Genomic DNA, 25,184 nt, shown 5'->3' with positions numbered 1-25,184 from the left:
ATAAGACGTTATTTTGACTACAGATGGGGTTAACTCATCTGTAGTTTCACTGAGTAATCTGTATTGATATGATAAGCGTTGACTAATTTTAAAGCTTTTAAGCAATATTTAGCGGTCATTATAGAGAAGATATCAAAAGGGGGCGAATGTTGTTGCTGGAACGATACACACACCCCGAAATGGGAAAGCTATGGAAAGACGGCTATGAATACGAGCGTTGGTTAGAGGTTGAACTTGCAGTTGCCGAAGTAATGACAAAGCGGGGAGAAATTCCTCTTGAAGCTATGGAGGCAATCAGACGTTCAGCGAAAGTTAATCCGAAACGAATTCTAGAAATCGAAGCCATCGTCAGGCATGATCTGATCGCCTTTTTGCAGGCGGTTGTCGAGGAGATCGGAGAAGCGGGCAAATACTTGCATTTAGGTTTAACCTCGTCTGACGTAAAAGATACGGCCTTAAGCCTTGTTCTGAGAGATTCCGGACTGTTGCTGAAGAAAGATCTTCGTGATTTAAGGGAAGCTTTAGCCAAAAGATCTTTAGAAAGCAAATATACCGTCATGGTGGGACGGACACATGGTATTCACGCAGAACCCTTGACTTTTGGCCTAAAATTAGCTTTATGGATCGCCGAACTGGATCGTCAGGAGGAACGTCTGGATCAGGCAATTTTATCAGTAAGTGCAGGAAAAATATCTGGTGCGGTTGGAACCTATGCTAATGTATCTCCAGAGGTGGAAGAAGCTGTATGTAAGTACTTAGGGTTGACAAGAGCTTTAGTGAGTAATCAGATTTTACAGCGAGACCGGCATGCTCATTTTATGACCACTCTCGCTTTAATTGCCGGTTCCTTAGAAAAGATTGCTACGGAAATTCGCAATTTGCAGCGCACAGATATCCTTGAAGTGGAGGAACCCTTTGCTGAAGGGCAAAAAGGCTCTTCGGCAATGCCGCATAAGCGGAATCCCATTGTTTGTGAACAGGTAAGCGGGATGGCAAGACTTATAAGAGGTAATGCTTTAGCGGCCATGGAAAATATGGCACTTTGGCATGAAAGAGATATGACTCACAGTTCCGTTGAACGGGTTATTTTGCCGGACAGCTGTCTGCTCCTTGATCATATGCTTAGGCAGATGACTCGAATTATTTCGGGACTGAAGATTCGCGGAGAGCAAATGAAACGAAATTTACAAAAGACTTATGGTCTAACGTCATCTCAGCGAGTTCTCCTGGCGTTGGTAGAACAAGGGTGTATGCGGGAAGAAGCATACGCCTGGGTTCAACAGGATGCTTTTCAAGCCTGGGATCAGGGAAAAGATTTCATCGAGGTTGTTTCTGAAGATAAAAGGATTGCCAATTATTTGAGCAAAAACAAACTTCAGGGACTCTTTGACTTGAGTTATCATCTCCAACATGTCGATGATATTTTTAAACGTATGGGTTTAGAGTAAAATAATTATGATCTGGGATAATATGTTATTTGATTGAAAGACGGGAGGAATTATTTATGGCTGGTGTTGTATTAATTGGTTCGCAATGGGGAGACGAAGGAAAAGGAAAGATTACGGATTTCTTAGCTGAAAAGGCAAATATGGTTGTTCGCTATCAGGGAGGTAATAATGCCGGGCATACCGTTGTAACCAATGGCGAAGAGTTCAAACTACACTTAATTCCCTCAGGGATACTTTATGAAGATAAGACATGTGTTATTGGCAATGGTGTAGTTATTGATCCCAAGGTTTTGTTGGAAGAATTAAATTATTTAGAAGAACGGGGTATCAAAACCGGTAAACTTCTAATCAGCAGCAATGCTCACGTGATTATGCCTTATCACCTGGTCCTGGACGGTCTCGAAGAAGAGGGCCGGGGAAATAATAAAATCGGAACGACAAAACGCGGTATCGGCCCGGCTTACATGGATAAGGCCTCGCGGGTTGGTATCCGGGTTATCGATCTCCTCGATAATGAAGAATTTGCTGAGAAACTGCACCGTAATTTAGAAGAAAAAAATAACCTTTTAGTTAAAGTTTACGGCAAAGAACCCATGAAATTTGAAGATATCTACCAAACTTACTTAGGTTATGCTGAAAAAATCCGTCCCATGGTTACTGACAGCTCTTTAGCCATTGACGATTGCCTGCGAACCGGGGAAAAAGTACTATTTGAAGGTGCTCAGGGTACCTTGTTAGACATAGATCATGGAACCTATCCCTACGTTACCTCCTCTAATCCTATCGCCGGGGGAGCATGTATCGGGGCAGGCGTTGGGCCGACACGCATTGATCGAGTCGTTGGTGTCATTAAAGCTTATACAACTCGCGTGGGAGAAGGACCTTTTCCTACGGAACTTTTAGATGAGATAGGAGAAGAAATGCGGGCAAATGGCCATGAATTTGGCACCACAACAGGCCGCCCTCGCCGCTGTGGCTGGTTCGATGCGTTGATTGCACGCTATGCGGCACGTGTCAGCGGAATTTCAGATTTTGCTGTTACAAAACTCGATGTCCTTACGGGACTTAAGACCTTAAAGATTTGTGTTGGCTATCGGGTTAATAACGAAGTAATTTATGAGTTTCCCCAAAGCCAAAAGATATTTGAGAACTGTCAGCCGGTTTATGAGGAGCTGCCTGGTTGGCAGGAGGATTTAACCAAAGTTCGACGCTTTGAAGAATTGCCAGAGGCTGCTCAAAATTATATTAAGCGGATCGAAAAGCTGACGGGTGTTAATGCAACCTTAATAGCCGTAGGGCCCGGGCGGGAACAAACTATTGTGCGTGGTACAATCTTCTAAATATGTAATAAAGAAAAGAATCTTGACACATTTAGAACTTTCCTGTAACATTTTATACGAAACATAGGTCTTTTTGAGCCATTAGCTCAGTCGGTAGAGCACCTGACTTTTAATCAGGGTGTCCCGCGTTCGAGTCGCGGATGGCTCACCATTGTTTCTGTCGTAACTCATAAGAGTTTTTGAGTGAGAATACAGGGATATTTGATAGATGGTCATCAGTCTGGTCTTCCAAGTTCAGACAATCTTTGTGATGCTTTGGATGACTTCACCATATAGGTATTGCATTGATTTAAATTCATATGAAGCAAAGGACACTTGAAAAGAGCAAACCTAGCGTGAGCTAGGGACGCAAAGCTACGGGTCTCCAAATAAGGATGATGGCCGAGTTACTAAAGAGGACTTAGTCGCCATTCCTATCGAATGGCGATTTTGTTTTTTATTGAATCAATCTATGAACTTAAAGGAAGGATGTTGAGGTTGACAAAAATCAAATATCGTATTCTCCTACTCTTGTTAGTTACTACATTAATTATGGGGCTCATCCTTGGCGGCTATAATATTTATAGCGTCATTACGACGGAACAAAGCAATATAGCTCAATATCGTACGACTTTGTACGAACAATTTGACAGGCAGATTAAGCTGGAGGTGCAAACGGCCTATAGCCTGGTTCAGGAAGAGTATAATAAGCAACAAAAAGGAGAATTAACACCGGAACAAGCCAAAACTACGGCAGCCGATTTAGTTAGGCAACTTCGGTTTGACAATGGTAATTATTTCTGGATCGATACGACTGAAGGAATAAATGTAGTTCTTCTCGGAAGAGTCGAGTCCGAGGGCAAATCCCGTCTTAACGCACAGGACACTCAGGGTAAATATTTTATCAAAGAAATGATTGCCAATGGGTCAAAACCGGATGGCGGGTATACTGATTATACTTTTGCCAAGCCGAATCAAACGCAGCCTCTCCCGAAGCGAGGCTACACCCTGTTATTTAAACCTTATAACTGGGTAATTGGGACAGGCAACTGGGTTGATGATATGGACAAGCTTGTGGCAGTTAAGCAACAAGAGGTCGTTAAAGCAGGGCAAGTAAGTGTCATTTCGACCATTGTTTCAATGATTTTAGCTTTCGGAGTCGCCTTAGTATTGGGCACAGTTCTGAGCAATAAGATTTCAAAACAGATAAACGACGTGGCAGAGACAGCCGAAGAAATTGCAAAAGGAAACCTTAATATTAAAAAGTTTGATACCAGCGCAAAAGACGAATTGGGAAAGCTTGGCAGAGCTTTTAACACTATGGTAGATAACTTGAACCAACTGGTAAAACAAGTATCTTCCTCTGCTGCCCAAGTGGCAGCATCATCGCAGCAACTTAGCGCCGGCGCAGAACAATCCGCACAAGCTTCCAGTCAAGTTGCAGCAGCCATTATGGAAGTCTCGCAAGGAGCTGAAAAGCAGCTGAATGCGATGAATGAATCGTCAGCTATTGTTGAACAGATGTCAGCCGGAATTCAGCAAATGGTTGAAAATGCTAAGGTGGTTGTAAGATCTTCGGAGAAAACAGCCCTTTCAGCTTCAGAAGGAAGTGCTGCAATTGACAAGACAATTCAACAAATGGCGACGATTGACCAGACCGTAACCGGTTCGGCAGAAGTCGTTATGACCTTAGGTGAGCGTTCCAAGGAAATCGGACAAATTGTTGATACGATTTCGGGGATAGCTGCGCAAACAAATTTGCTTGCCTTAAATGCTGCAATTGAGGCAGCTCGAGCCGGTGAGCAAGGTAAAGGATTTGCTGTTGTCGCTGACGAAGTGCGTAAATTAGCCGAACAATCCCAGGAAGCTTCGCAACAAATTGCTGCATTAATTCATGAAATCCAACAAGATACGCAAAAGGCTGTTTTGTCAATCAACGAAGGAACTCATCAGGTAAAATTGGGTACTGAGGTCGCTGAAACAGCTGGTCAAGCATTCAAAGAAATTTCGACTTTAATTGAGGATGTAACAACTCAAGTTGGAGAAATTTCAGGGGAGATTCAACAAATGGCCTTGGGCAATGAACGGATTGTTGCCTCAGTCTCCGAAGTCTTTGATACGAGTCGCATTATTACCGATCAAACTCAGACTGTTTCTGCGGCTACAGAGGAACAAACTGCTTCTGTTCAGGAAATTGCTTCTTCCAGTAAGTTCCTGTCTACTATGGCAGAAGAACTGCAAGCTGCGCTGAAGAAATTTAATGTCTAATCAATAAAGGTGAGGTCTGTGATCAAAGTACTTGGGCCTGACAAGAAATATCACTAGAAGAATATCGCTTATAGTTGTTAGGAGTTTTAAAGAGTACTTGACACCCGACTAGGTTTCCTGTACAATTCATATCTGTGAGCGAGATTCCTTAAGGCATCGCACAAGGGAATTATACTCTCAGAAATGGCCCGTTGGTCAAGCGGTCTAAGACATCGCCCTTTCACGGCGGTTACACGGGTTCGAATCCCGTACGGGTCACCATATCTATATCTGCCTCGGTAGCTCAGTCGGTAGAGCAGAGGACTGAAAATCCTCGTGTCGGCGGTTCGATTCCGTCCTGAGGCACCATTTACAATGAATAGTCAAGACGATTCGCACGATAGATTTTGAAAGATTAGAAACTAATTAGGAGTTCTAATGATTTATCCTCAGAGAAATCATTAGAACTCCTTTTGACATTTCAGCTAATAGTCCTAAAACATAATGTCCGTAATTGTTATATTGAATTTGGTGTTCAGATCAATCCTATTTTTCCCTACTTGTAAGACAGGACGATGAGGGTTAATTATATTGTCAACGACATAACCTTTCATGCCATTAGAGCATTGAACAAAGGAACCCAGAGGATATGGCGCGATACTGCGGGCAAATTTGGTCACGATATCTACCTCCAGATGGCTGCCGGCGATGGAATAAATATATTCCAAGGCTTCTGACGGCGCCCAATGGTTGCGGTGTGGCCGTTCACTGGTTAATGCGTCATAAATATCTGCTACAGCTGCAATTTTGGCGAACTCGTGAATATCCTTTCCTTTTCGCTTGTTAGGATAGCCAGTACCGTCCACTTTTTCATGATGCTGCAGAATAACCGCTTTTCCATTCTGATCAAGGAAGCCGTCTTCTTTCATTCTGTAATATCCTTTTAAGGAATGCATTTTGACTTGGGTTATCTCCTCAGCATTAAGTTGTTTCCTCTTGTTTAGGATTTGAATCGGTACAGACATTTTACCTATATCATGAAATAAAGCACCGATCCCCAGACTTTTTAGGCTATTATTGTTTAGCCCGAGAGGTATTCCGGCCACCATAGAAAGAATCATCACATTAACACTGTGGGTATACGTATAAAAATCATAATTCTTCAGCTGAATCAGAAAGGACAGCGAATTCCTACAGTGAGGCTGAGACAGTTCATCAATGATCTCCTCTACAATCTGGCCAACTTGACGTGTATAATCCCGTTTTTGAGGGATCGAGACTTGTATCAGATTATTTGCCATTTCGCGTAAGATGGCAATTGTTGCATCACATATCCGTTGGGTAAGTAAGATCTCTACGTTTTCGGAAGAATATGGCAGGTCAAGATACGCAGATTCGTGTAAGATGCCCATGGCTTTTTCGCATGGCCGCCGACAAATCGAACTTTCTTCACGCAGAGGGGAATTCTGTTCGTCAAGATACACAGATTCTATTCTGTATTTGCGCAAATACTCAATGTGTCTTTGGGTTAATATATTTCCTTTTGTAAGCAAGGGCCGGCCTTTGTTGTCAAGAACAGATTCTTCCAGAACATCGCCCGGTTTTAGGTTGGAAACACTGACACAGCGCATTACCATAGTCCTTTCATCATGTAATTTGAATATCAAAAAAAGCCGCCATAAACGGCGACAAAGACATTCGGTTTTTTCGGTAGTCTGGCTGCCATCAGTTTAAACCCTAAGGCCCATGACTTTGCGTCCTTAGCTTTCGCTAAGTTTGCCCTTGTCGAAAGACTCAATATTAATTTCGGATTAAAGTGATTTCAGAGACTCACTTTGAATTGCAATCAAAATTAAATTTTTAAGGCGCTATTTCCAACACTTAAATTTTACTCCCTAAAAGGCTAAAATTTCATCGAATCTTGTCACTCGAAAAAGTTTTTATCCTTAATATTATTTATGACTAATTTATACTTATATCTGTTACTTCATAACAAAGATTAAGAAATAGGAACATAATTTAGGAACATAATTATTGTTCACTTCAACGGGGATGAGTTGACATATCAGGCCTTAGCCTTTATAATTTTATAATGTCGAGCGAAAGTTACGTTAGGTATAGAAATGCCTAAGATTGAGAAGTCGAAATAATCATGCGGACGTGGCTCAGCGGTAGAGCATTGGCTTCCCAAGCCGAGGATCGCGAGTTCGAATCTCGTCGTCCGCTCCATTGAAAAACTAGCCTGCAAGTGATTGCGGGTTTTTATTTTAATCTCGGAAGGGGCGCTGTTAAAAGGAGTTTATTTGACATCTCTTTTATAAACGTATAAAATTCTCTAAATATAAGACTAATAATATTCGGGGTGATTTTATTGGGTAAGCTTCTTTCCAGAGTATTTGGCTCTAAAAATTCCAGTCAGGAAAATACTAATCTTAATAATGATGATTCTGCCAAATTAAAGATACCATGCACTAAAGAATTCCCATACCTACCCTCATACCACTGGGTACAAGCAAGTGAGTTCGTTCCGGCAACTCCCGAGCAGCCTCTTGGCAAAGCAAAGTATATCGTTCATAAATCAAAGGATACTGTGGTTTATGAGGCCTATAAAACTATCCTGACTAAAGATGGTTGGGAGATCAAAGAAGAAACACCAGTTATAAATTTTATAGCTCACAAAGATGACCATATTGCCAATATTTCAGTTTCAATTTTCGAGGAGGACGTTTTGCTGACGGTTCTCTCAAAGTAGGTAAAAAGTAAAGGAAATAAAAATACAAAAGATTATTTAGGCACTCTTCGTGATGAGGGTGCCTAAATAATCTTTTGGCACTGAAACCATGACGCATACTCCGGCAGTGTGGATTGACCAAGTGTCTCTGTAGCCAAACACGTGCGATACTCTTCGCTGGAGACGATCGGGATGACGAGATTAATAATTGGGATTAATCCAAAACCTAATAAATCCAATTAAGCGTTTTCCTTCGTCTGTAAGGACTTTCCCTTTGCCATGACATTCTTTACAAATAAAAAACATTGGCTCTGAAGGTTGACGAAGTTCTTTGTTTTTGGAATCAGTATAAAGTGCTTCCGTATCCAATGCTCGAAACCAATCTTTAGTCCAGAACTTTATCCATGCCGGGTTCTCCATCCTGCCTAAGCCAGAACATTTGGGGCATTGCTTGTCAAGATTATTAAGGTCAACCATAAACAGTACCTCCTGAGGTCAACGGTTAGTAAACTATTCTCCTAAACATTCTGAAATCCTCTGATGTTTTGAATACATAGGATAAAATGAGTAAATTGTCCCGCTCTTTTTAGGACTATAGTCTTATTGGGATTCATTAAAAGGTAAAAGGTATAATTTAATATTAAAGTTTTTATTAGTTAAACACGGGAAGGAACCAGATAAAGGGTGTAGTAATAGGTCGAAATATGTGATAATATGGGCAATAAAGCTGAATCTTATGTGGAGGTTTCACGTAACTTGAATTTAACATAAAATATCAGAATAGTAAGATAGTTAGGAGCGACGATATGCCAACAAGAAGGGATTTCTTGAAAAGTTTGGCGGGGTTTGGGGCCGGATCGTTACTATCTTGGAATTTAATGTTGCCTAAAGTCGCTGTTTCCCAATTATTTAAAGCAGAACAAACTGCAGATACTCAGGATATCCCAAATACTCAAACTAGCAAATTGTCTTTTGTTGTAGTCAGTGATATTCACATTGGACGGTTAAATGCAATACATCATTTTTCTGCCTTACTTCAGGATAATTTTTATTCAAAACCGGATGCGATGGTGGTGGTTGGTGATCTTGGTGACGGTGTGGAACGTGATTATAACTTGCTTAACCATGAACTATTAAGGCATAAAATGGTGATTGATTATCCGATTTTTTGGACCATTGGCAACCATGAATTTTATGGTAGCTTTTACAAAAATGGATTTTGGTCACCAAGAACATTTCCTAACGATGAAACGGAAGATCAAGCAGTTAACCGCTTTCTGACATTTGCCAAACGCGATAAGATTTATAGTGATACTTGGATTAAGGGTTTCCATTTCCTTTTCTTGGGGACAGAAAAATCACGGATGAGTGATAGAAGGTACTTGGATTCGGCCTTTTTATCGAGTACCCAACTTGACTGGCTCGAAAGTGCGCTTAGCATTGAGCAAAAACCGTCTAAACCGGTCTTTGTCTTTCTCCATCAACCAATTCCCTACACAACCCTAGGTGGATTACAGCGTGGTTATGTTATACAATGGAGAAGGTTAAATGACATTTTATCGCAACATCCCGAGGTCATACTTTTTAACGGGCATACTCATTTCAAGATTGATTATATTAATATGGTCAGTAAGGAAAATTATAATATTGTCAACAGTTCTTCTTTAGCCTATCCAATTGACAGAAAAAGGCATCATATTTTGAATTCAGCTCCTGGTTTTGTTGTGGATGTATATGATGAAAAAGTAGTTATCAGGGGCAAAGAATATTTAACACGGGATTGGATTAGTGGCGCAGAGATTAACGTGCCCATGGCAACGTAAACCCCTAAGGATCATGACCTTAGAAGCAAAAGATTTTAAAGCCCCTGGCAAAGCTTTTAAGCTTTGCTCAGGGGTATTGCCTTGACAAATCTATACCTGTATTAGATAATTACTAACTAATGAGATCCTTTGGGATTAGGTGATAAAACATGAAAAACGATGAAACTGAAGCTTTAGTGCAGGAAATGGATCGCACAATGACTCAATTCAGGAGAATTGGAGGGCAGGTCAGATCTTCGCATGCTATCAGACCCAGTGAATTTACTTTGCTTCACAACATAATTCTATGTACAGAAACTGATCCCAGGGGGATTAAAGTGTCAGACTTGAGCTTTCAGCTTCAAATAACACCTGCAGGGGTTACTCATATTATTAATTCACTGGAAGAACGGGGATATTTGGAACGACTTGCCGAACCAACGGACAGACGTGTTGTGCTTGTTCGGGCAACACAAAAAGGCAAGGAGATTATTGAAGCAATGAGGTCTGATCATTTCTGCTTTTTAAAGGGTTTAACTGATTATCTTGGGGAGCATGACAGTAAGGAATTAATACGAATCTTGTCTTCTGTGCTAAATTACCTTAAGAATCGTGGAACAGACTATTAAAGGGCTTGCATTTTTTAGCACAATATACTAAAATATACCAGTAAAGGGATTGTGCGTAAACTTATTTGTTTTTTTCAGGTTCTTATTGTGAAAAAGAGGTGCAAGTGTCAGAATGGATGCCCTGATGTCCTTAATTGAAGATGCTCGTAGAAAATTAAATGACTCCGCAGAAAGTAGAAGTCTGACGGATCCGGAAATTGTGACGATGAGTCAATGTTTGGATAGGTTACTTAACGAGTATTATCTAATGCAAGATTTGAGAAGTTTGGCTTCGTAGGCCTAAAGCTTTATGGCACAAGCGGAGTTTCCTTTATACAATCAAACCTCTATGCCGCAGCGGCATCATCACGTTCACCAGAGGCTGCGGGAAAGAGAAATTTACAAGGGTCAGTATTGCTCAAACGAAACAGCAATATTGGCCCTTGCTTTAATTAAAACATTATTGATTTTCGAAAACTAAACTATGCCGAGCATCCTGAAAAGCAAACGAGCAGAAGAAGGGTAAGAATCCCAGGCCCCATTACAGCGAGGAATAGTCCTATTCGTTCTCTGCGGTTCATTCGCTATGCCCTCCCTTCGCCCGCAGCCGCCGGCGTGCAATTAAGCTAGAGTGTATCTCTGCACGCGGACGATCCGGCATTAATAACTCCAAAACGTCGTCAACGGTGATGATACCCAAGACCTGATCTTGATCGTTGACGACAGGGACGGCAAGCAGACCATATTTGTGAATAATTTCAGCCACTTTTTCATGATCAACAAAGGGGGATATTTTGACAATTTTCGTATGCATAAGCTCACTAAGCGGGGTATGGGGAGCGGCAATGATAAGTTCTCGGAGCGAGAGCACACCTTCGAGAGTCTCTTGCTCGTCAATAACATAGAGATAATAAATGGTTTCTGCTTCAGGAGCAAGGCGCCTTAATTCATTAATAGCCTGATCGGCGGTCAGCCAGACAGGTAAGCCGATGTATTCGGTCGTCATCAGAGAACCGGCAGTTTCCTCTTCATATTGCATCAGTTCACGAACATCTTCGGCATCATCGGATTCCATGAGGCGAAGAAGTTCTTCTGATTTCTCCGCGGATAAAACACTCAGGATATCGGCAGCCTCATCAGCAGGCATTTCTTCGAGGATGTCGGAGGCACGTTCTTCATCCATCTGGGAAATCATTTCAACTTGGGTGTCTAATTCCATTTCTGATAAGGCATCAATGGTCTGCTGAGAGTCAAGAGATTCGAGAAAGTTAGCTCTTTGTTTGTAATCCATTTCCTCAATAAGGTCTGCAATGTCTGCAGGGTGAAGTTGGCGGAGCTGCTCTTTTTCCCGAGTTAGTTGGAGAGAGGAAGTTCTGTTTTCCAGAGGTTTGATGTATTGACAGCCTACAAAGTTATTCCTAATACTTTTCAATAAGAACTCTATACCTAAGCGGCGAAACAGGCCGCGGACTCCAATGTCTACCGCGACTAAAACAACGAACTGGTGATTATCGCGAGAGACCCAGGACAAAGAAATATCATTGACGCGTACGATTCTTGAACCTTCAAGATCAATAATTTGTTTATCTAAGAGCCATTTTCCAATAAATGTTTCATCATCATGCAAAGGGCAGGTTTGTTGCTGATCAAAGGTTGTATTTAAGTGAAGGCCCTCTGCATCCCAGGATTCGACCCATTGGATCGGAATAAGCGCGGGGATTTTTTTGGCATAGCGAATGCCTGTAACCAGAGGTGAGAGATTATCCCAACGCATGGCAAGGTCATGTAATCGACCGATGCAGCGACCTTGAACATCCCAGATTGGTTTATTGGATAACTGGCTGAAGAAAAACTCACCTAATACTTTTACGTCGCTCATTTGCTTCCCTCCTTTTAGTGTCGGAGTCTGGCGCCTTGGGCGAAAAGACTCCTTTGAGGATTAAGAAAAATACAAGTGCACAAATGATAAGGGCCAGAACCCATAAAACCACCTCCTTAATATTCCCTAAAATAGAATATTTCGTACAGTTCTGAAGTATAAAAAAGACCTCTATACTAATACAGAAGGTCATGGGTAACATTGTGACCTCCCTTCTCGTTGAGTTTTAGCACTGCATAGCGTAGAGTTATCTCAGCCACATTAAGTAAAACCTTATGCCGGCAATACCTGTTCTACCCAATTGGCGTCTCTCGACATTTCTGGGCAGTGGCTTATGTATATGCAGGAGCCTCACCTAACAGAGATTCATGTCTACTCCATTATATGTATAACTCATCAAATTCGTCAAGATTTTTGCTTCAAATTAGATATTCACTCTATCTCCGTTAATTAATCAGGATTGCTTGTGATTTCTCGATGATACTTAATGCTTGGAACTTTTGCCTTTTCTCTTGTCCTTATGATATAATCAAAAACGGATTATGACGTACGATTCGAGAGGAGGGTGTTTGAATGGCAAAACACATTCAGACGATTGTTAAAGCAAACCTAAGTGCTACTGTTAAAACTGGGGGCTGCGGAAATTGTCAGACCTCTTGCCAATCTGCATGTAAAACTTCATGCACGGTTGGTAACCAAGTGTGTGTTAAATAATGTTGCTCTGAATTTGTACATGATCTCAGAACCCAATCCTTCTCGGGCTGGGTTCTGTTCTATTTATACTAAGAAGCGAGAGAGAGGACGATAATGTTTAATTTTAAGGAATTGGCAGGATACGATTTCAAAAAGAATGTTCATTGTTTCCGGCAGGGAGACTTATTGATCGGTTACGATGTCAACTCAGGCTCGATACATCTGCTGGATGAAGAGACCTTTAACATTTTAAGAACTATGGAAGACTTAAACAAGAAAGAGAGCCGGCTTTCCCAGGAAGGACTGGAAGAAGCTCTTAGATTGGAGGGAAAACTTTGGGATAAAGAAACATTCTCGGAAATTTTATACGAACTGGAAGAACTTCGCCAGGAAGGGACGCTGTTTTCTCAAGAAACAGAACGGATTATTCCCGCATATCCAGAAAAGCCTATTGTCAAAGCAATTTGCCTTCATGTTGCTCATGACTGTAATTTGCGCTGTGAATACTGTTTTGCCGGAACCGGAGCCTTTGGAGGCAACAGGACATTAATGGATTTGGAGACGGGCAAACGGGGAATTGACTTTGTCTTAGCAGCATCAAAACATAGAAACCATTGCGAGGTAGATTTCTTTGGAGGGGAACCCCTGATAAATTTTGGTGTTGTTAAAGCCTTGGTTGATTACGGAAAAAAAGCCGCAAAGGCTCAAAACAAAACTATTAAATTCACCTTAACTACCAATGGTGTCTTGCTCAATGAAGAAATTCAGAATTTCTTGGAGCAAGAGGAGATTAGTGTCGTTTTAAGTCTCGACGGTCGTCCGGAAATCCATGACCGAATGCGGCCCCATGCTGACGGACGTGGAAGCTATCATGAAGTTGTGCCGCGAATCCAACAATTTACAGCTTTGAGGCCGGAAAGTTCCCCCTATGCTTTGGGAACCTATTATTATGTGCGAGGTACTTATACTCATTTTAATTGCGATTTTGACCGGGATGTCTTACACATGGCTGATCTAGGAGTTCAGCAAATTTCTGTTGAACCCGTGGTGGCAGGGCCGGAGGATCCTTATGCCTTTCAGGAAGGAGATTTAAATAAAATCTATGAATCTTATGACCGCTTAGGCGAGGCCATTCTCCAACGGAAGTCACAGGGGCAGGGTTTTAATTTTTTCCACTTTAATATTGCTCTTGATCATGGCCCCTGCCTGCATAAAAGGTTGTCGGGCTGCGGGGCAGGTCACGAATATGTGGCTATTTCTCCTGAGGGGGATCTTTATCCTTGTCATCAATTTGTCGGACAAGAGGCCTTCAAACTTGGTTCCCTTTACGATCAAGATCCCTTAGATCTTAAGGCAGATTTGGTTCGCGAGTTCCGGGCGGCGAACATCTATGCTAAATCGTCTTGCCAGGAATGCTGGGCCCGATTTGCCTGCAGTGGGGGATGCCACGCGGCGAATGTGGCTTTTACCCAGAAACTTAATGAGGTTTACGATCTTGGCTGTAAGCTGCAAAGAAAACGTTTAGAAGTGGCTTTGTACGTTAAGATTAAAGAAATCCAACAAAATTAAGCTGGTTATGACGATAAGTGGACAAGCTTATCGTCACACTGCAACTCGATACGCGGACTCCTGCAGTGTGGATTGGCCTCAGTCTCTGAAACCAAGGATGGCTGTCAAGAGACCGAGGGATATTTATTCCTGTGGTTCGTTGTTAAGGCGGATATTGGGAGGAACTAGTTATGACGATGGTACGTTCAGCGTGTCCCTTAAATTGTCCTGATGGATGTGCTTTTCTGGTTGAGAAGAGGGAAAATAGTCTTCTTATCAAGGGGGATCCCGCAAACAATATTACGAAGGGATTTATCTGCTCTAAAGGTCAGGCGTTAGGAAAACGTGTCTTTTCGCCGGATCGCTTGAAATTTCCCCTCTTAAGGCAAGGGCAGCGGTGGGAAAGGGTGAGTTGGGATCAAGCTTACCTTCTCCTGACGGAAGCGATTAAAAAAACATTGGATGATGTAGGGCCTTGGGGGATTTTTCATCATTACGATTATGGCAGCAATGGCGTTCTCCGGGAACTGGACCAAAGGTTTTTCCAAGCCTTGGGCGGTGTTACGGAACCTCGGGGGAGTATGTGCTGGGGAGCCGGTTACCAGGCTCAAGAATTAGATTTTGGCGGGGTTTTTTCTAATTCGTGGGAGGATTTAGAAGATGCCAAGACTATTGTGCTCTGGGGAAGAGACCCGGCGGTAACAAATGTTCATCTTATCCCCCATTTATTGGGGGCTAAGAAGCGGGGAGCCCGTGTCCTAGTGATCAATCCAATTCGAGTTAAGAGTGCGGAGTTCGCAGATGAGTATTATCAGGTTCGGCCCGGTACGGACGGGGCCTTAGCCTTAGGCTTAAGTCATATTATTTTGCGCGAACGCTGGCAGGATACTCTCTTTATTCAAAACTATATCCAGGGATTTGAAGGGTTTGCGAGAAGAGCCAAGGAGTTTTTCCCCGAGAAAGTGGCAGCTATAACAGGCGTCGGCGTCACTCAGTTGACCCAGCTGGCAAGAGCCGTGAGTCATGCTGGCCCCGTGTCCATTATTTTAGGCTACGGGCTTCAGCGCTATATCAAAGGGGGAAATGCGGTTCGGGCTATTGACGGCTTGGCGGCTATCAGCGGAAATATTGGCTGGGCAGGTGCAGGAGTGCATTATGCCCATCAGTACCATCAGGGAAAAATGAATTCTGTGCTGCTTCCTCCCGAACGCTATCGGTCAAGAACTTACCCCCACCCGATACTTGCAGAGGAACTCCTGAAGGCAGATCCGGCTATTCAACTGGCAGTGGTGACCCGTTCCAATCCATTGGTTCAACAGCCAAACTCTCAGCTTTGGCGAGATCTTTGGCGGAAGATTCCCTTTAAGGTCGTTATAGATACTGTTTTAACGGAAACAGCTCGTCAGTCGGATTTAGTTCTGCCGGCAGCGACAATTTTTGAAGAAGAGGATTTAGTTAAAACCTCATGGAGTCCCCTAATTCATTATGCTCAAAAAGTCCTTGAGCCCCAGGGAGAAGTCCAGGCAGAGCCTGTGATCTTCACAGAGTTGGCGAAGAGATTGGGGATAGAAAAGGATTTTCCCTATGCTTCGTCCAGAGAGTGGCTGGAATTTGTCCTCCAACCGTTAAGTGAAACGTATGAGATTTCTCTTGATAAGCTTGCTCAAGGACCGGTCTATGCTCCCTATATACCTAAAGTTGCCTGGGAGAACAAGGATTTTAAAACTCCCAGCGGGAAAATCGAACTCTCTTCAGAGCTAGATCTGGCAGACCTGGGAGAAGCAGTTGAATTCCCTTACCATCTGCTCACTCCTCATCCCGGCAATGCTATGCATTCTCAGTTTCATCAGGACGAGGGTTTTAAGGTCTTCCTCCATCCAGATTTAGCTGAGAAATTCCGCCTCAATCACGGTGATCAGGCCATCGTGGAGACTGCATACGGTCAGCTTGTTGCCGCAGTCGTTTTATCTGAAGATATTCATCCTGAAACGGTAGTTCTTCCTGAAGGAACAACCTCCGAAGGGTTGGGAGTTAATCAATTGATTCTTGGCAAATGTTCTGATATAGGAGAAAGTACTTGTTACTACGAGATGCGCTGTCAAATCCGAAAGTGGTATTTAGATTGATCGCTGTTTGGGAAGAAGAAGTATATGTGTTACAATAATTGGATGATAGGATTTGGCGGCGGGAGGTATGAGGTGTGAGGAAAGGTAAACAACGGGGATTTGCGATCATTCTGGTGAGTCTTATCACGATTGCTATGGTAGGTTCGGGCTTTGCTATGTTTTTTGGCAGCAGCGGAATTCAGGTTCCGAATCAGAACTCGGCAGGCAATTCCGTTGCTGCGGATTATCAGGCTGCGAAGGCCCGCTTGGCGGATTTGGCCGAGAGAGCTAAGAAGGATCCGAGCAATATTGCGTTGCAAACAGATCTTGGCAATGAATATTATGATGCGGGTTCGGCGGCGGAAACAGCAGCGCCCTCTGAGGCTGCTGAAAATTATAAACATGCGGTGGAAGCCTATCAGAATGTTCTTAAGATAAATAAGGATCCCAATGTTATGGTTGACATGGCAACAGCAGCCTTTAAAAGCGGGCAAAATGGTTTAGCCGAAACGACGTATCAAGAAGCCTTAAGCATTAAGCCGGATTTTGTTAATGGCTTAGTGAATTATGGCATATTTCTCGCCTATGCCAAAAACGATTTGGCAGGGGCTGTCGCACAATGGCAAAAGGCTCAGAAGGCAGCTCCCACTGGTACAGTGAAGGATCAAATTGCTGCCATGATCAGTCAGGCTCAAAGTCAAATGAAAGGGTCTAATACGGCTGCTAACGGTATTACAAATCCAAATCCAGCGCTAAAAAACGGTGCTTCAACTCCTTCGCCTACGGGCAAGTAGCTATATTTCCATCATCGGATGCGGTTCAGTTATAAAGAAAATTTCTGCAGAGAATTATAAACACCGGATGGAGGAGATGATTCTTGCATTTTACAACCTTGGCAAGCGGAAGTTCAGGAAATGCAATTCTTGTGGGCGAGGGACACAGACATTTGTTGGTTGATTGCGGAATAAGCGGCAAGAGTCTCCTGGCCAACCTTTCTCAAATAGATATTGCCGGATCAGAGATTGAAGGAATCATTGTTACTCACGAACATATTGATCATATTCGGGGAGTAGGCATTCTGGCAAGGAAACTAAATATCCCGATTTATGCTACAGCCGGCTTATGGAAGGCTATGAGCCATTCTTTAGGAAAACTTGCCGAGAATCAGCGTAGGGAAATTAGTACTTCTTTTAGCTGTGCTGGGCTCGATGTCTTGCTTTATCCCACCTCACATGACAGCCGGGAAAGCTATGGGTTAAAGATTGTCCGGCCCCCCAAAGATGGGAAGAGTCACCTTGTGGTTGGAATAGCTACCGACAGCGGCAGAATTACCGAGGGTATGCAAAAGCATTTAAGAGGCTGCGATGGGCTGGTTGTTGAAGCAAATTACGATGAAGAGCGGCTGCATAACGGCCCTTATCCTGCCTATTTAAAACGACGTATCAGCGGGCATTATGGACACCTGGAAAACTCCCAAATGGCTGAGGGGCTCACAGAGTGGATTCAGGAAAATACCCAACGAATCGTGTTAGCTCATTTGAGTGAGGAAAATAATACTCCCGAGATAGCCTTATCAACAGTCTTGGATATTCTCAGTGCAGCGAAGGTTTCCCAAAAATGCCCTGAAGTGAAAGTGCATGTTGCTCCTCGCCATACTCCGCATGAACTCATTATTTTACGGGAATAATATAGCGTAAGGAGGGTATCTATGAGTTATTATAATGACCAAAATGATTACTCTAAGAGAAGGAGGCCCAACTTCCTTTCGACGCTGGTTATCGCAATAATTAGTGCAACAATCGGGGGATTTATCGCAGTTGCTTTAATTCCTTCTGTGTATGGTAATAAACAAGCAGCACCTGCGAATCAGGTTATTTTGAATGCCCAGGGGACAACCCCAGTGGTCAAAACGGACAGCACGACTAATTTTCCGGTGGTGCAGATCGCGAAAGCAGTTGGACCGGCTGTTGTAGGGATTGCCAATTTTCAATCTCAAGGCTCGTTGTTTGGCGGCGGCGGTTTAACAGAAGCAGGCAGCGGTTCAGGCTTTATTATTGATGCGCAGCACGGCTATATCGTTACCAATAATCACGTTGTGACGGGGGCGGAAAAACTGGTGGTCAGTCTGGCCGATGGGCGCAACCTCAATGCCAAGCTGGTTGGTGCCGATGATCGTACGGATTTGGCTGTGGTTCAGATTAGTGATACCAGCAAATTAACGGCAACCCAAGAAGGGGATTCCAACAAACTTCAAGTTGGAGAACCGGTGGTAGCTATCGGTAACCCGGGTGGGCAGGAATTTGCCCGTTCAGTTACGGCGGGAGTCGTATCGGCAACCAATCGTATCTTAGATATTCCCGGCGAATCAAGTTTTAACCTTATTCAGACAGATGCCGCTATTAATCCCGGAAACAGCGGGGGGCCCCTTGTAAACTATCAAGGTCAAGTCATCGGCATAAATTCAGCCAAAAATCAGGAACAAGGTTTTGAGGGAATGGGATTTGCGATTCCTATTTCAGATGCTTTGCCGACTATTGAGCAATTGATTGAGAAAGGATACGCAAGCCATGCGGGCCTGAACGTTCAAATTGATCCGAGATATACGGCGGAGTATGCCAGTCAAAGAGGATGGCCTGCCGGAGCCTACGTTTCCAAAGTCGTTCTGGGGGGACCGGCCCAGCGTGCCGGAATTATAGCAGGGGATGTTATCACCAAGATTAACGGCAAAGAAGTTAAGAGTTCTTTGGAATTAACCCACGAATTGTTCAAATATAAAGCGGGCGATAAGGTAACCGTTACAATATTCCGTAAAAATAAAAATCTGGATGTATCTGTTACTCTGACTGAAATAAAAACGCAATAAAGTGATGGTCCATGGCTCCAGAGACACTCGGTCAATCCACACTGCAAGAGTATGCGTCAAAAGTTGCAGTGTGGCGATAAGCTCGTCCGCTTATCGTCGTGACCAGCGGTCTCTTAGCTGCTTTGGTGAACTGGTGCTTCGGAAGAGTAATTAGCCGAATTATACGTTCGGGCCACAGAAGAAAGACAGGGGGCATGAATATGAATAGCCTTCTGTTTTTTCTACTATTCGACCCCATGCTGCTGCGTAGCTTCCCCATAGCGTTCACTCAGCAATCAGAGGTTCGCTCTGGAGAGCTTAAAGTTGAACTCTTGCCGGCTATGCGGTATTATTTAGAACAAGGATAAATAGGAACAAAAAGGATCACAAAAGCGAGAAAGGTTGATCATTAATGGAACATAAATCCTCCTCGAATTTTTTGCGAAATATTATACTTGAAGATCTTAAGTCGGGTAAAGTTGATCATATTGTTACACGATTTCCGCCGGAACCTAATGGCTATTTACATATTGGACATGCCAAATCCATTATTCTTAATTTTGAATTAGCTGATGAATTTAAAGGGAAAACCCATTTGCGTTTTGATGATACGAATCCAACTAAAGAAGATACAGAATATGTTCAGTCCATTAAAGAGGATGTTCAGTGGTTGGGGTATGAATGGGATGAATTGTTCTTTGCCTCAAATTACTTTGAGGAGATGTATAACCGTGCCGTACTGCTGATTAAAAAGGGCAAGGCCTATGTTTGTGACTTGTCAGCAGAAGAGATCAGAAAGACAAGAGGGTCGTTGACAGAACCGGGTCAACCAAGTCCCTGGCGAAACAGGTCCCTAGAAGAAAATCTCGAGCTTTTTGAAGGCATGAGACGTGGGATTTTTAAAGATGGTGAAAAGGTCCTGAGAGCTAAAATTGACATGGCTTCTCCGAATATTAATTTGCGGGACCCTGTTCTTTATAGGATTGCTCATGCCTCCCATCATAATACAGGGGACAAATGGTGTATCTATCCCATGTACGATTTTGCCCATCCACTGGAAGATGCTATTGAAGGGGTTACTCACTCAATCTGCACCTTGGAATTTGAAGACCATAGGCCTTTGTACGATTGGATTGTACGGGAATGTGAAATGGAGAATGTCCCCCAACAATATGAATTTGCTCGTTTAAATCTGACGAATACAGTTATGAGTAAGCGGAAGCTAAAACAGCTCGTTGAGGACAAGATTGTTGATGGTTGGAATGATCCGCGGATGCCAACTATTTCCGGACTGCGCAGAAAGGGGTATACTCCTGAGGCTATGCGCAATTTTGCTCGGGAAATAGGAGTTGCCAAAGCAGATAGTGTCGTTGATACTAAAATGTTGGAACATTTCATTCGAGAAGACCTAAAACTCAAAGTCCCCCGTACTATGGCGGTCTTAAGGCCCTTGAAAGTAATCATTACCAATTATCCTGAAGACCAAGTAGAGATGCTGGAAGCAGAAAACAATACCGAAAACCCGGAGATGGGGAGTCGTTCGATCCCTTTTTCCAGAGAAATTTATATTGAACAAGATGACTTTGCGGAGAATCCGCCGCCGAAGTATCATAGACTTTATCTGGGCAATGAAGTTCGTTTGAAAAATGCTTATTTCATTAAATGCAACGAAATTGTTAAGGATGAATCAGGCAAAGTTCTTGAACTTCACTGCACTTATGATCAGGAAACTAAAAGCGGTACAGGTTTTACAGGAAGAAAAGTTAAAGGTACAATTCACTGGGTAGAGGCCCGGCAAGCTATCCCGGCCGAGTTTCGCTTATATGAACCTTTAATTTTAGAAGATGATACGGATGATAGCGGTTCTTTCTTAGAGCATATTAATCCAAACTCCCTGGAGATTGTCCATGGTTATGTGGAACCGACCATGAAGGTTTCTAAGCCTCAAGATAAATTCCAATTCTTTAGACATGGGTATTTTAACGTTGATCCGTTATATTCAATTTCAGATCATCTTGTGTTTAACCGAATTGTGTCCCTGAAAAGTTCTTTCGAGCTTCCTAAGAGCTAGAAAGGAGAGGGTAGAGTTCATCCTTCGGTGTCATAGCATTTGTTATTGGCTAGGCGCTTTCGGCGAAACTGTCCTAAGGACACTTCCGTCGCCGAAGTCCCGATGTTCAGCTTTAGATGAAAACGAGTTCACTGTGGCGTGTCCAATACGGTTGCAAATAGCTAAAGGCGTTCTACAACACTATTGAATTATAGTGGGCTGAGAACGCCTTTCTATAGATTAGTTAAATATAAATGAGAATTCAATGAGAGCGCCGGTTCACTAGCTTGGTTCTGTCGCTATTTTGCCTACTTGGGCTTTTGCGGCCATGATTAAGTCGGATGGACGCAAGAAGATTTGAAGTCCCCGTAAGCCAGCGCTGATTGAAATTTTTTCTTGTGAAGTAACGGCTGAGTCAATGAAGGTTGGATATGATTTTTTCATGCCAAGGGGGGATACGCCTCCTCGAATATATCCGGTTAGAGGTTGAACTTCTTTGAGAGGGACGACCTCTACTTTTTTATTTCCGCTCAATGCGGCAAGCCCTTTAAGATGGAGCTCAAGATCACCTTGGATACAGGCAACAATAACTCCGGTTTTGTCGCCTCGAGCAACTATGGTCTTATAGATTTGTTGGACGGGAAGCTCGACTTTTTGGGCTACGGCAACGGCTGATAAATCCGACTCATCAACGGGATATTCTTTGAGCTCATAAGACAGTTTCATTTGGTCAAGAATACGGGCTGCATTAGTTTTTCGCATAAAGTTTTAGTCCACCTTTGTTATGGTATTCTTTTTTGGGGATAGCAATTCGCTTTTTAACGTTGCTAAGGTTATTCGCTTTCTTTTTCTTGGAGTAATCCCTATAATAGAGACAGGAAACACTAGGAAATGGTTCAAATCATGTTAGCCATTAAGAGGGAGGGCCAACTTTGAAGGAACTTAGGGTTCTCGTATTTTCGGCGTCCTTTGGAAACGGTCATGTAAGAGCGGCTGAAGCAGTTATCGAAGGAATACGGATAAAGGTGCCTTCTGCCAATATCATTCACTTGGACTTCGGCGCATTTCTAAATATCCGGGTTAATACTATCATAAAAGATTTTTATAGTAAGCTTTTGCGCAGAGCCCCCAAGCTTTGGGGCCGTTTTTATTATAAAACGGGTAAGGTCCACCCGCAATCCATGAGTCAACGGTTATTGAACCAATTGGGGCGGAGTAATTTTCTGAATTACATTCAGAAATTCGAACCGGATTTAATTGTCTGCACATACCCCACTGTCTCCTCAATTCTTGCTCAATTGAGAGTTAAGCAAATTCTCCTTGTCCCGCTAGCTACAGTTATTACAGATTATACGGTGCATAGCCATTGGGTTCATCCGGGAGTCGATTGTTACATTGTTGCTTGTGCTAAAGTTAAAGAACTACTAGTGTTCTGGGGCATACAAGCCCAAAATATTCATGTAACAGGTATTCCGGTTAGTCCAAGGTTTGAATTTAAAGAGGATCGGCTTTCTTTGACGGAAAAGTTAGGTTTAAGGTCGGGCCTTCCCACATTCTTGTTTATGGGGGGAACATTCGGAGTTACAGAAAGCATAAAGAGAATTTATCAAAAACTAACGGATTATCCTCTTCCGGTTCAATGCCTTGTTGTATGCGGTCATAATGAAAAACTGTATAATTCCTTGGACGAGGTTGTTGCTCAGGCCGGAAACCCGTTAGTCCGGTATAAGTTCGTTCATAATGTCGAGGAATTGATGTCCGTTTCCGATGTTATTATTACGAAAGCGGGAGGATTAACAGTCTCCGAAGCTTTAACAAAACATTTGCCCTTGATAATTTTTAGGCCCATTCCCGGACAAGAGGAGGAAAATGCACAATATGTCAGAGAGGTAGGGGCAGGATACGTTGCGGAGAGTGAAGAAGAATTAGATCGCCTGTTAATCCATTTATTAGAACATCCGGATATGATTGAAAGGATGCGTAGTAAAGCGGCGTTAGCCTCAGCAGGTCACTCTACCGAACGAGCGGTTGAAGAAATGCTGCATTTAGTGGAAGCGTCGAACAGAAGGCAAAGAATCGGTTAAAAAGATTCTTTGCCTTTTATTTTAAAGTCCTCGCCAGTAATCCGGGCGCAATTCTTCAAGGGCAGAGGTTTTCAAGACTCTATCGAGGGTTGTCAGGAGCTGTGTACGATCTTCAGGAAGTGTGGCGCGAAGAGGTAAGTAATTGGAGGCATGATTGCTGCGGAAAACACAGTGGGATACTTCCAAGTTTTCCAACATGGATTTGAGTTCAGATAACGACTCCCAGGGATCAAGAAGCTGAAATTCACCCCGCTGAATAAGTTTGGCTAAAGGTGCTTCCGGATCAACCATTAGGGTTAAGGCCCCTAAATATTGGGGATCAATTTTGCTGATGACTTGAGCAGTATTGAGGGCATGGGCTTGGCTTAAAGACTTTCCTCCCAGACCGATAATGACTGTACAAGAAAGAATTAAACCACTTGCCTTAAGCTTTTGGCCTGCGGAAATCATTTCTTCCGGGGTAACTCCCTTACAGACAGATTTCAGAACTTCAGGATTACCACTTTCTACTCCTAAATAGACGATGGTTAAACCATGGGCTTTTAGTAAGACCAGATCCTCCGGCGTTTTGGCAAGAATATCCTTGGGGCCTCCGTAAATGCCAACGCGTAGGAGGCGGGGAAAGCTGGCATAAAGTTGAGAAAGAATTTCGAGAAGCAAGGATGTATCAATTGCCAGAGCATCCCCATCTGCTAAAAAGATTCGTTCTGCCCCAGGGTTGTAGTCCTGGGCTTCCTTGATCATAGCCATAATTTCGGACCGTGATTTAATTCGAAAGGTTTTTTCCTTATACATGGTGCAGAAGGTACAGAGGTTATGACGGCATCCCACCGTGATCTGAAGGATGACGCTTTTCGCCTCACTGGGTGGTCGGTATAGAATCCCTTCATAATGCACAGTATCCCCTCCTAAAGTTGGTTAATTATGTATTCTTTCTACAAGTTCTGAGTAAGTACCTTCCTATTCCGCATAATTAATGATTACTTATTCACTGCGTTATAGTATATAACCAGTATTTAATAACTTATAAGGTTTTAATTTTTAAGTTTTAAGATATTGAGGATAATGCCGGATAATTTTTATGCTCTTTTGCCACACTAAAGACTATTAAATAAGTGAGGTGAGGGTATGAAATTACGTCAAAGACCTCGGTGGATTGTTCTCATCGCGGGAGTAATTTTAAGTATTGCCTTGACAGGGATTGCTTACGGAGCATTAGGGGACCGCACGCTGAGCAGGGGGAGCAGGGGTGCTGATGTAAAAGAAATGCAAAGCAGGCTGGTCCAGTTAGGTTATGGTGTTGGACCTATTGATGGGGCGTTTGGCCCCAAAACTGAGACAGCAATCCGCAGTTTCCAAAAGGATCACGGCCTTAAGATTGATGGGTTGGCAGGAACCAAAACTATCAGTGAACTAAAACGATTAACGGGTCAAAGTACCAATGCTGCAGGAAAGGCTATTGGGTATAAGAATGTTGATATTAATCTTCTAGCCCATGCGGTGAACGGTGAGGCTCGAGGTGAACCCTATTTAGGACAGGTGGCGGTTGCCGCGGTTATTCTCAACCGCATTGCGGATCCGGCTTTCCCCAAAACAATTGCTGACATTATTTATCAGCCGGGGGCTTTTTCCAGTGTTAATGATGGGCAAATTAATTTAACGCCTAGTGCTTCCTCCATTCGTGCAGCCCAAGAGGCAGCAAGCGGGGTTGATCCTTCAAAAGGAGCGCTCTTCTTTTTTAACCCTGCGAAGACCACGAACAAATATATTTGGTCCCGACCTGAGCTAACGAAGATTGGGAATCATATTTTTACGAAGTAGGGGGAAG

General features: G+C 43.1%; 22 protein-coding genes, 4 tRNA genes and 3 riboswitches. Of the genes, 21 read left to right on the top strand and 5 right to left on the bottom strand.

All coding sequences use genetic code 11. The features are described 5' to 3' along the window. Positions 1 to 152 precede the first annotated feature (152 nt). The 6 genes from purB to DESACI_RS22310 all read left to right on the top strand — a co-directional run bounded on the left by purB (position 153) and on the right by DESACI_RS22310 (position 5,383). Positions 153 to 1,448, top strand: coding sequence for an adenylosuccinate lyase (gene purB / locus DESACI_RS22335; protein ID WP_014829495.1), 1,296 nt, complete (start codon positions 153 to 155; stop codon positions 1,446 to 1,448). Between the two features lie 56 nt (positions 1,449 to 1,504). After that, positions 1,505 to 2,788 (top strand): adenylosuccinate synthase, encoded by a 1,284-nt coding sequence (locus DESACI_RS22330; RefSeq protein ID WP_014829494.1) that lies wholly within the window; start codon positions 1,505 to 1,507, stop codon positions 2,786 to 2,788. A 75-nt stretch (positions 2,789 to 2,863) separates the two neighbouring features. Next, positions 2,864 to 2,939, top strand: a tRNA-Lys gene (locus DESACI_RS22325). Between the two features lie 162 nt (positions 2,940 to 3,101). Continuing rightward, positions 3,102 to 3,182: riboswitch (cyclic di-GMP riboswitch) on the top strand. An 83-nt stretch (positions 3,183 to 3,265) separates the two neighbouring features. After that, positions 3,266 to 5,035 carry a methyl-accepting chemotaxis protein gene (locus DESACI_RS22320; RefSeq protein WP_014829493.1) on the top strand — a complete coding sequence of 590 codons (1,770 nt, stop codon included), beginning with the start codon at positions 3,266 to 3,268 and terminating at the stop codon, positions 5,033 to 5,035. Positions 5,036 to 5,220: 185 nt separating this feature from the next. After that, positions 5,221 to 5,296 (top strand) — tRNA-Glu (locus DESACI_RS22315). 11 nt (positions 5,297 to 5,307) lie between these two features. Next, positions 5,308 to 5,383 (top strand) — tRNA-Phe (locus tag DESACI_RS22310). 125 nt (positions 5,384 to 5,508) lie between these two features. Here the strand turns inward: DESACI_RS22310 and DESACI_RS23320 are convergent. Beyond that, positions 5,509 to 6,681 carry an HD-GYP domain-containing protein gene (locus DESACI_RS23320; RefSeq protein ID WP_148271363.1) on the bottom strand — a complete coding sequence of 391 codons (1,173 nt, stop codon included), beginning with the start codon at positions 6,679 to 6,681 and terminating at the stop codon, positions 5,509 to 5,511. 39 nt (positions 6,682 to 6,720) lie between these two features. Next, positions 6,721 to 6,805: riboswitch (cyclic di-GMP riboswitch) on the bottom strand. Between the two features lie 363 nt (positions 6,806 to 7,168). On the opposite strand from DESACI_RS23320, the gene DESACI_RS22300 reads away from it, so the two are divergent. After that, positions 7,169 to 7,243 (top strand) — tRNA-Gly (locus DESACI_RS22300). A gap of 142 nt (positions 7,244 to 7,385) precedes the next feature. Then, positions 7,386 to 7,766 (top strand): hypothetical protein, encoded by a 381-nt coding sequence (locus DESACI_RS22295; RefSeq protein WP_041276179.1) that lies wholly within the window; start codon positions 7,386 to 7,388, stop codon positions 7,764 to 7,766. Between the two features lie 180 nt (positions 7,767 to 7,946). On the opposite strand, the gene DESACI_RS22290 is transcribed toward DESACI_RS22295, so the two are convergent. After that, a complete protein-coding gene (locus DESACI_RS22290; RefSeq protein WP_041276178.1) occupies positions 7,947 to 8,222 on the bottom strand; it encodes a hypothetical protein in 276 nt (91 codons plus the stop codon). 329 nt (positions 8,223 to 8,551) lie between these two features. Between DESACI_RS22290 and DESACI_RS22285 the strand changes: the two genes are divergently transcribed. The 3 genes from DESACI_RS22285 (at position 8,552) to DESACI_RS22275 (ending at position 10,453) form a co-directional block, all read left to right on the top strand. After that, a complete protein-coding gene (locus tag DESACI_RS22285) occupies positions 8,552 to 9,568 on the top strand; it encodes a metallophosphoesterase family protein (RefSeq protein WP_014829490.1) in 1,017 nt (338 codons plus the stop codon). A 149-nt stretch (positions 9,569 to 9,717) separates the two neighbouring features. Beyond that, positions 9,718 to 10,176, top strand: coding sequence for a MarR family winged helix-turn-helix transcriptional regulator (locus tag DESACI_RS22280; RefSeq protein ID WP_014829489.1), 459 nt, complete (start codon positions 9,718 to 9,720; stop codon positions 10,174 to 10,176). 124 nt (positions 10,177 to 10,300) lie between these two features. After that, the gene (locus DESACI_RS22275) at positions 10,301 to 10,453 is read left to right on the top strand and encodes an aspartyl-phosphate phosphatase Spo0E family protein (RefSeq protein ID WP_014829488.1); all 153 of its coding nucleotides are present in this window, start codon (positions 10,301 to 10,303) and stop codon (positions 10,451 to 10,453) included. A gap of 279 nt (positions 10,454 to 10,732) precedes the next feature. Here DESACI_RS22275 and DESACI_RS22270 read toward each other — a convergent pair whose 3' ends face one another. Next, on the bottom strand, positions 10,733 to 12,034 hold the full coding sequence (locus tag DESACI_RS22270; protein WP_014829487.1) for a magnesium transporter: 1,302 nt from the start codon (positions 12,032 to 12,034) through the stop codon (positions 10,733 to 10,735). A 204-nt stretch (positions 12,035 to 12,238) separates the two neighbouring features. After that, positions 12,239 to 12,404: riboswitch (M-box (ykoK) riboswitch) on the bottom strand. Between the two features lie 203 nt (positions 12,405 to 12,607). Between DESACI_RS22270 and scfA the strand changes: the two genes are divergently transcribed. From scfA to DESACI_RS22235, 8 genes are all read left to right on the top strand, one after another. Continuing rightward, a complete protein-coding gene (gene scfA / locus DESACI_RS23940; protein WP_014829485.1) occupies positions 12,608 to 12,748 on the top strand; it encodes a six-cysteine ranthipeptide SCIFF in 141 nt (46 codons plus the stop codon). A 93-nt stretch (positions 12,749 to 12,841) separates the two neighbouring features. After that, positions 12,842 to 14,296 (top strand): thioether cross-link-forming SCIFF peptide maturase, encoded by a 1,455-nt coding sequence (scfB, locus tag DESACI_RS22260; RefSeq protein WP_014829484.1) that lies wholly within the window; start codon positions 12,842 to 12,844, stop codon positions 14,294 to 14,296. A 170-nt stretch (positions 14,297 to 14,466) separates the two neighbouring features. After that, complete coding sequence (locus DESACI_RS22255; protein WP_014829483.1) at positions 14,467 to 16,401, top strand: molybdopterin-containing oxidoreductase family protein; 1,935 nt, start codon at positions 14,467 to 14,469, stop codon at positions 16,399 to 16,401. A gap of 74 nt (positions 16,402 to 16,475) precedes the next feature. After that, a complete protein-coding gene (locus DESACI_RS22250; RefSeq protein WP_014829482.1) occupies positions 16,476 to 17,174 on the top strand; it encodes a tetratricopeptide repeat protein in 699 nt (232 codons plus the stop codon). Between the two features lie 83 nt (positions 17,175 to 17,257). Beyond that, on the top strand, positions 17,258 to 18,067 hold the full coding sequence (locus DESACI_RS22245; RefSeq protein ID WP_014829481.1) for an MBL fold metallo-hydrolase: 810 nt from the start codon (positions 17,258 to 17,260) through the stop codon (positions 18,065 to 18,067). Positions 18,068 to 18,088: 21 nt separating this feature from the next. After that, positions 18,089 to 19,243, top strand: coding sequence for a S1C family serine protease (locus DESACI_RS22240; protein ID WP_014829480.1), 1,155 nt, complete (start codon positions 18,089 to 18,091; stop codon positions 19,241 to 19,243). 200 nt (positions 19,244 to 19,443) lie between these two features. Next, positions 19,444 to 19,590 carry a hypothetical protein gene (locus DESACI_RS24670; protein WP_014829478.1) on the top strand — a complete coding sequence of 49 codons (147 nt, stop codon included), beginning with the start codon at positions 19,444 to 19,446 and terminating at the stop codon, positions 19,588 to 19,590. A gap of 44 nt (positions 19,591 to 19,634) precedes the next feature. Continuing rightward, positions 19,635 to 21,293, top strand: a complete 1,659-nt coding sequence (locus tag DESACI_RS22235; protein ID WP_014829477.1) for a glutamine--tRNA ligase/YqeY domain fusion protein — start codon at positions 19,635 to 19,637, stop codon at positions 21,291 to 21,293. A gap of 261 nt (positions 21,294 to 21,554) precedes the next feature. Here DESACI_RS22235 and ybaK read toward each other — a convergent pair whose 3' ends face one another. Then, positions 21,555 to 22,034, bottom strand: coding sequence for a Cys-tRNA(Pro) deacylase (gene ybaK / locus DESACI_RS22230; RefSeq protein ID WP_014829476.1), 480 nt, complete (start codon positions 22,032 to 22,034; stop codon positions 21,555 to 21,557). A gap of 170 nt (positions 22,035 to 22,204) precedes the next feature. Between ybaK and DESACI_RS22225 the strand changes: the two genes are divergently transcribed. Beyond that, entirely contained in the window at positions 22,205 to 23,356 is a 1,152-nt protein-coding gene (locus DESACI_RS22225) for a UDP-N-acetylglucosamine--LPS N-acetylglucosamine transferase (protein WP_014829475.1), read from the top strand. Between the two features lie 21 nt (positions 23,357 to 23,377). Here the strand turns inward: DESACI_RS22225 and DESACI_RS22220 are convergent, their stop codons facing one another. Continuing rightward, a complete protein-coding gene (locus DESACI_RS22220; protein ID WP_014829474.1) occupies positions 23,378 to 24,253 on the bottom strand; it encodes a radical SAM protein in 876 nt (291 codons plus the stop codon). 231 nt (positions 24,254 to 24,484) lie between these two features. Here DESACI_RS22220 and sleB point away from each other — a divergent pair, with 231 nt between their 5' ends. Next, complete coding sequence (gene sleB, locus DESACI_RS22215) at positions 24,485 to 25,177, top strand: spore cortex-lytic enzyme (RefSeq protein ID WP_014829473.1); 693 nt, start codon at positions 24,485 to 24,487, stop codon at positions 25,175 to 25,177. Positions 25,178 to 25,184 lie beyond the last annotated feature (7 nt).

The sequence above is a fragment of the Desulfosporosinus acidiphilus SJ4 genome, from assembly GCF_000255115.2.
Taxonomy (GTDB): Bacteria; Bacillota; Desulfitobacteriia; order Desulfitobacteriales; family Desulfitobacteriaceae; genus Desulfosporosinus; species Desulfosporosinus acidiphilus.
The sequence above is the reverse complement of the archived record's forward strand: the minus strand, read 5'-3'. Positions and strand labels throughout refer to the sequence as shown.

Excerpts from the sequence above, each read along its gene's own strand:
- sleB (WP_014829473.1), top strand. The coding sequence starts at position 24,485 with ATGAAATTACGTCAAAGACCTCGGTGGATTGTTCTCATCGCGGGAGTA.
- scfA (WP_014829485.1), top strand. The coding sequence starts at position 12,608 with ATGGCAAAACACATTCAGACGATTGTTAAAGCAAACCTAAGTGCTACT.
- DESACI_RS22290 (WP_041276178.1), bottom strand. The coding sequence starts at position 8,222 with ATGGTTGACCTTAATAATCTTGACAAGCAATGCCCCAAATGTTCTGGC.
- DESACI_RS22275 (WP_014829488.1), top strand. The coding sequence starts at position 10,301 with ATGTCCTTAATTGAAGATGCTCGTAGAAAATTAAATGACTCCGCAGAA.
- DESACI_RS22330 (WP_014829494.1), top strand. The coding sequence starts at position 1,505 with ATGGCTGGTGTTGTATTAATTGGTTCGCAATGGGGAGACGAAGGAAAA.
- DESACI_RS22235 (WP_014829477.1), top strand. The coding sequence starts at position 19,635 with ATGGAACATAAATCCTCCTCGAATTTTTTGCGAAATATTATACTTGAA.
- DESACI_RS22285 (WP_014829490.1), top strand. The coding sequence starts at position 8,552 with ATGCCAACAAGAAGGGATTTCTTGAAAAGTTTGGCGGGGTTTGGGGCC.
- DESACI_RS24670 (WP_014829478.1), top strand. The coding sequence starts at position 19,444 with ATGAATAGCCTTCTGTTTTTTCTACTATTCGACCCCATGCTGCTGCGT.
- DESACI_RS22240 (WP_014829480.1), top strand. The coding sequence starts at position 18,089 with ATGAGTTATTATAATGACCAAAATGATTACTCTAAGAGAAGGAGGCCC.
- DESACI_RS22280 (WP_014829489.1), top strand. The coding sequence starts at position 9,718 with ATGAAAAACGATGAAACTGAAGCTTTAGTGCAGGAAATGGATCGCACA.
- scfB (WP_014829484.1), top strand. The coding sequence starts at position 12,842 with ATGTTTAATTTTAAGGAATTGGCAGGATACGATTTCAAAAAGAATGTT.
- ybaK (WP_014829476.1), bottom strand. The coding sequence starts at position 22,034 with ATGCGAAAAACTAATGCAGCCCGTATTCTTGACCAAATGAAACTGTCT.
- DESACI_RS22255 (WP_014829483.1), top strand. The coding sequence starts at position 14,467 with ATGACGATGGTACGTTCAGCGTGTCCCTTAAATTGTCCTGATGGATGT.
- DESACI_RS22270 (WP_014829487.1), bottom strand. The coding sequence starts at position 12,034 with ATGAGCGACGTAAAAGTATTAGGTGAGTTTTTCTTCAGCCAGTTATCC.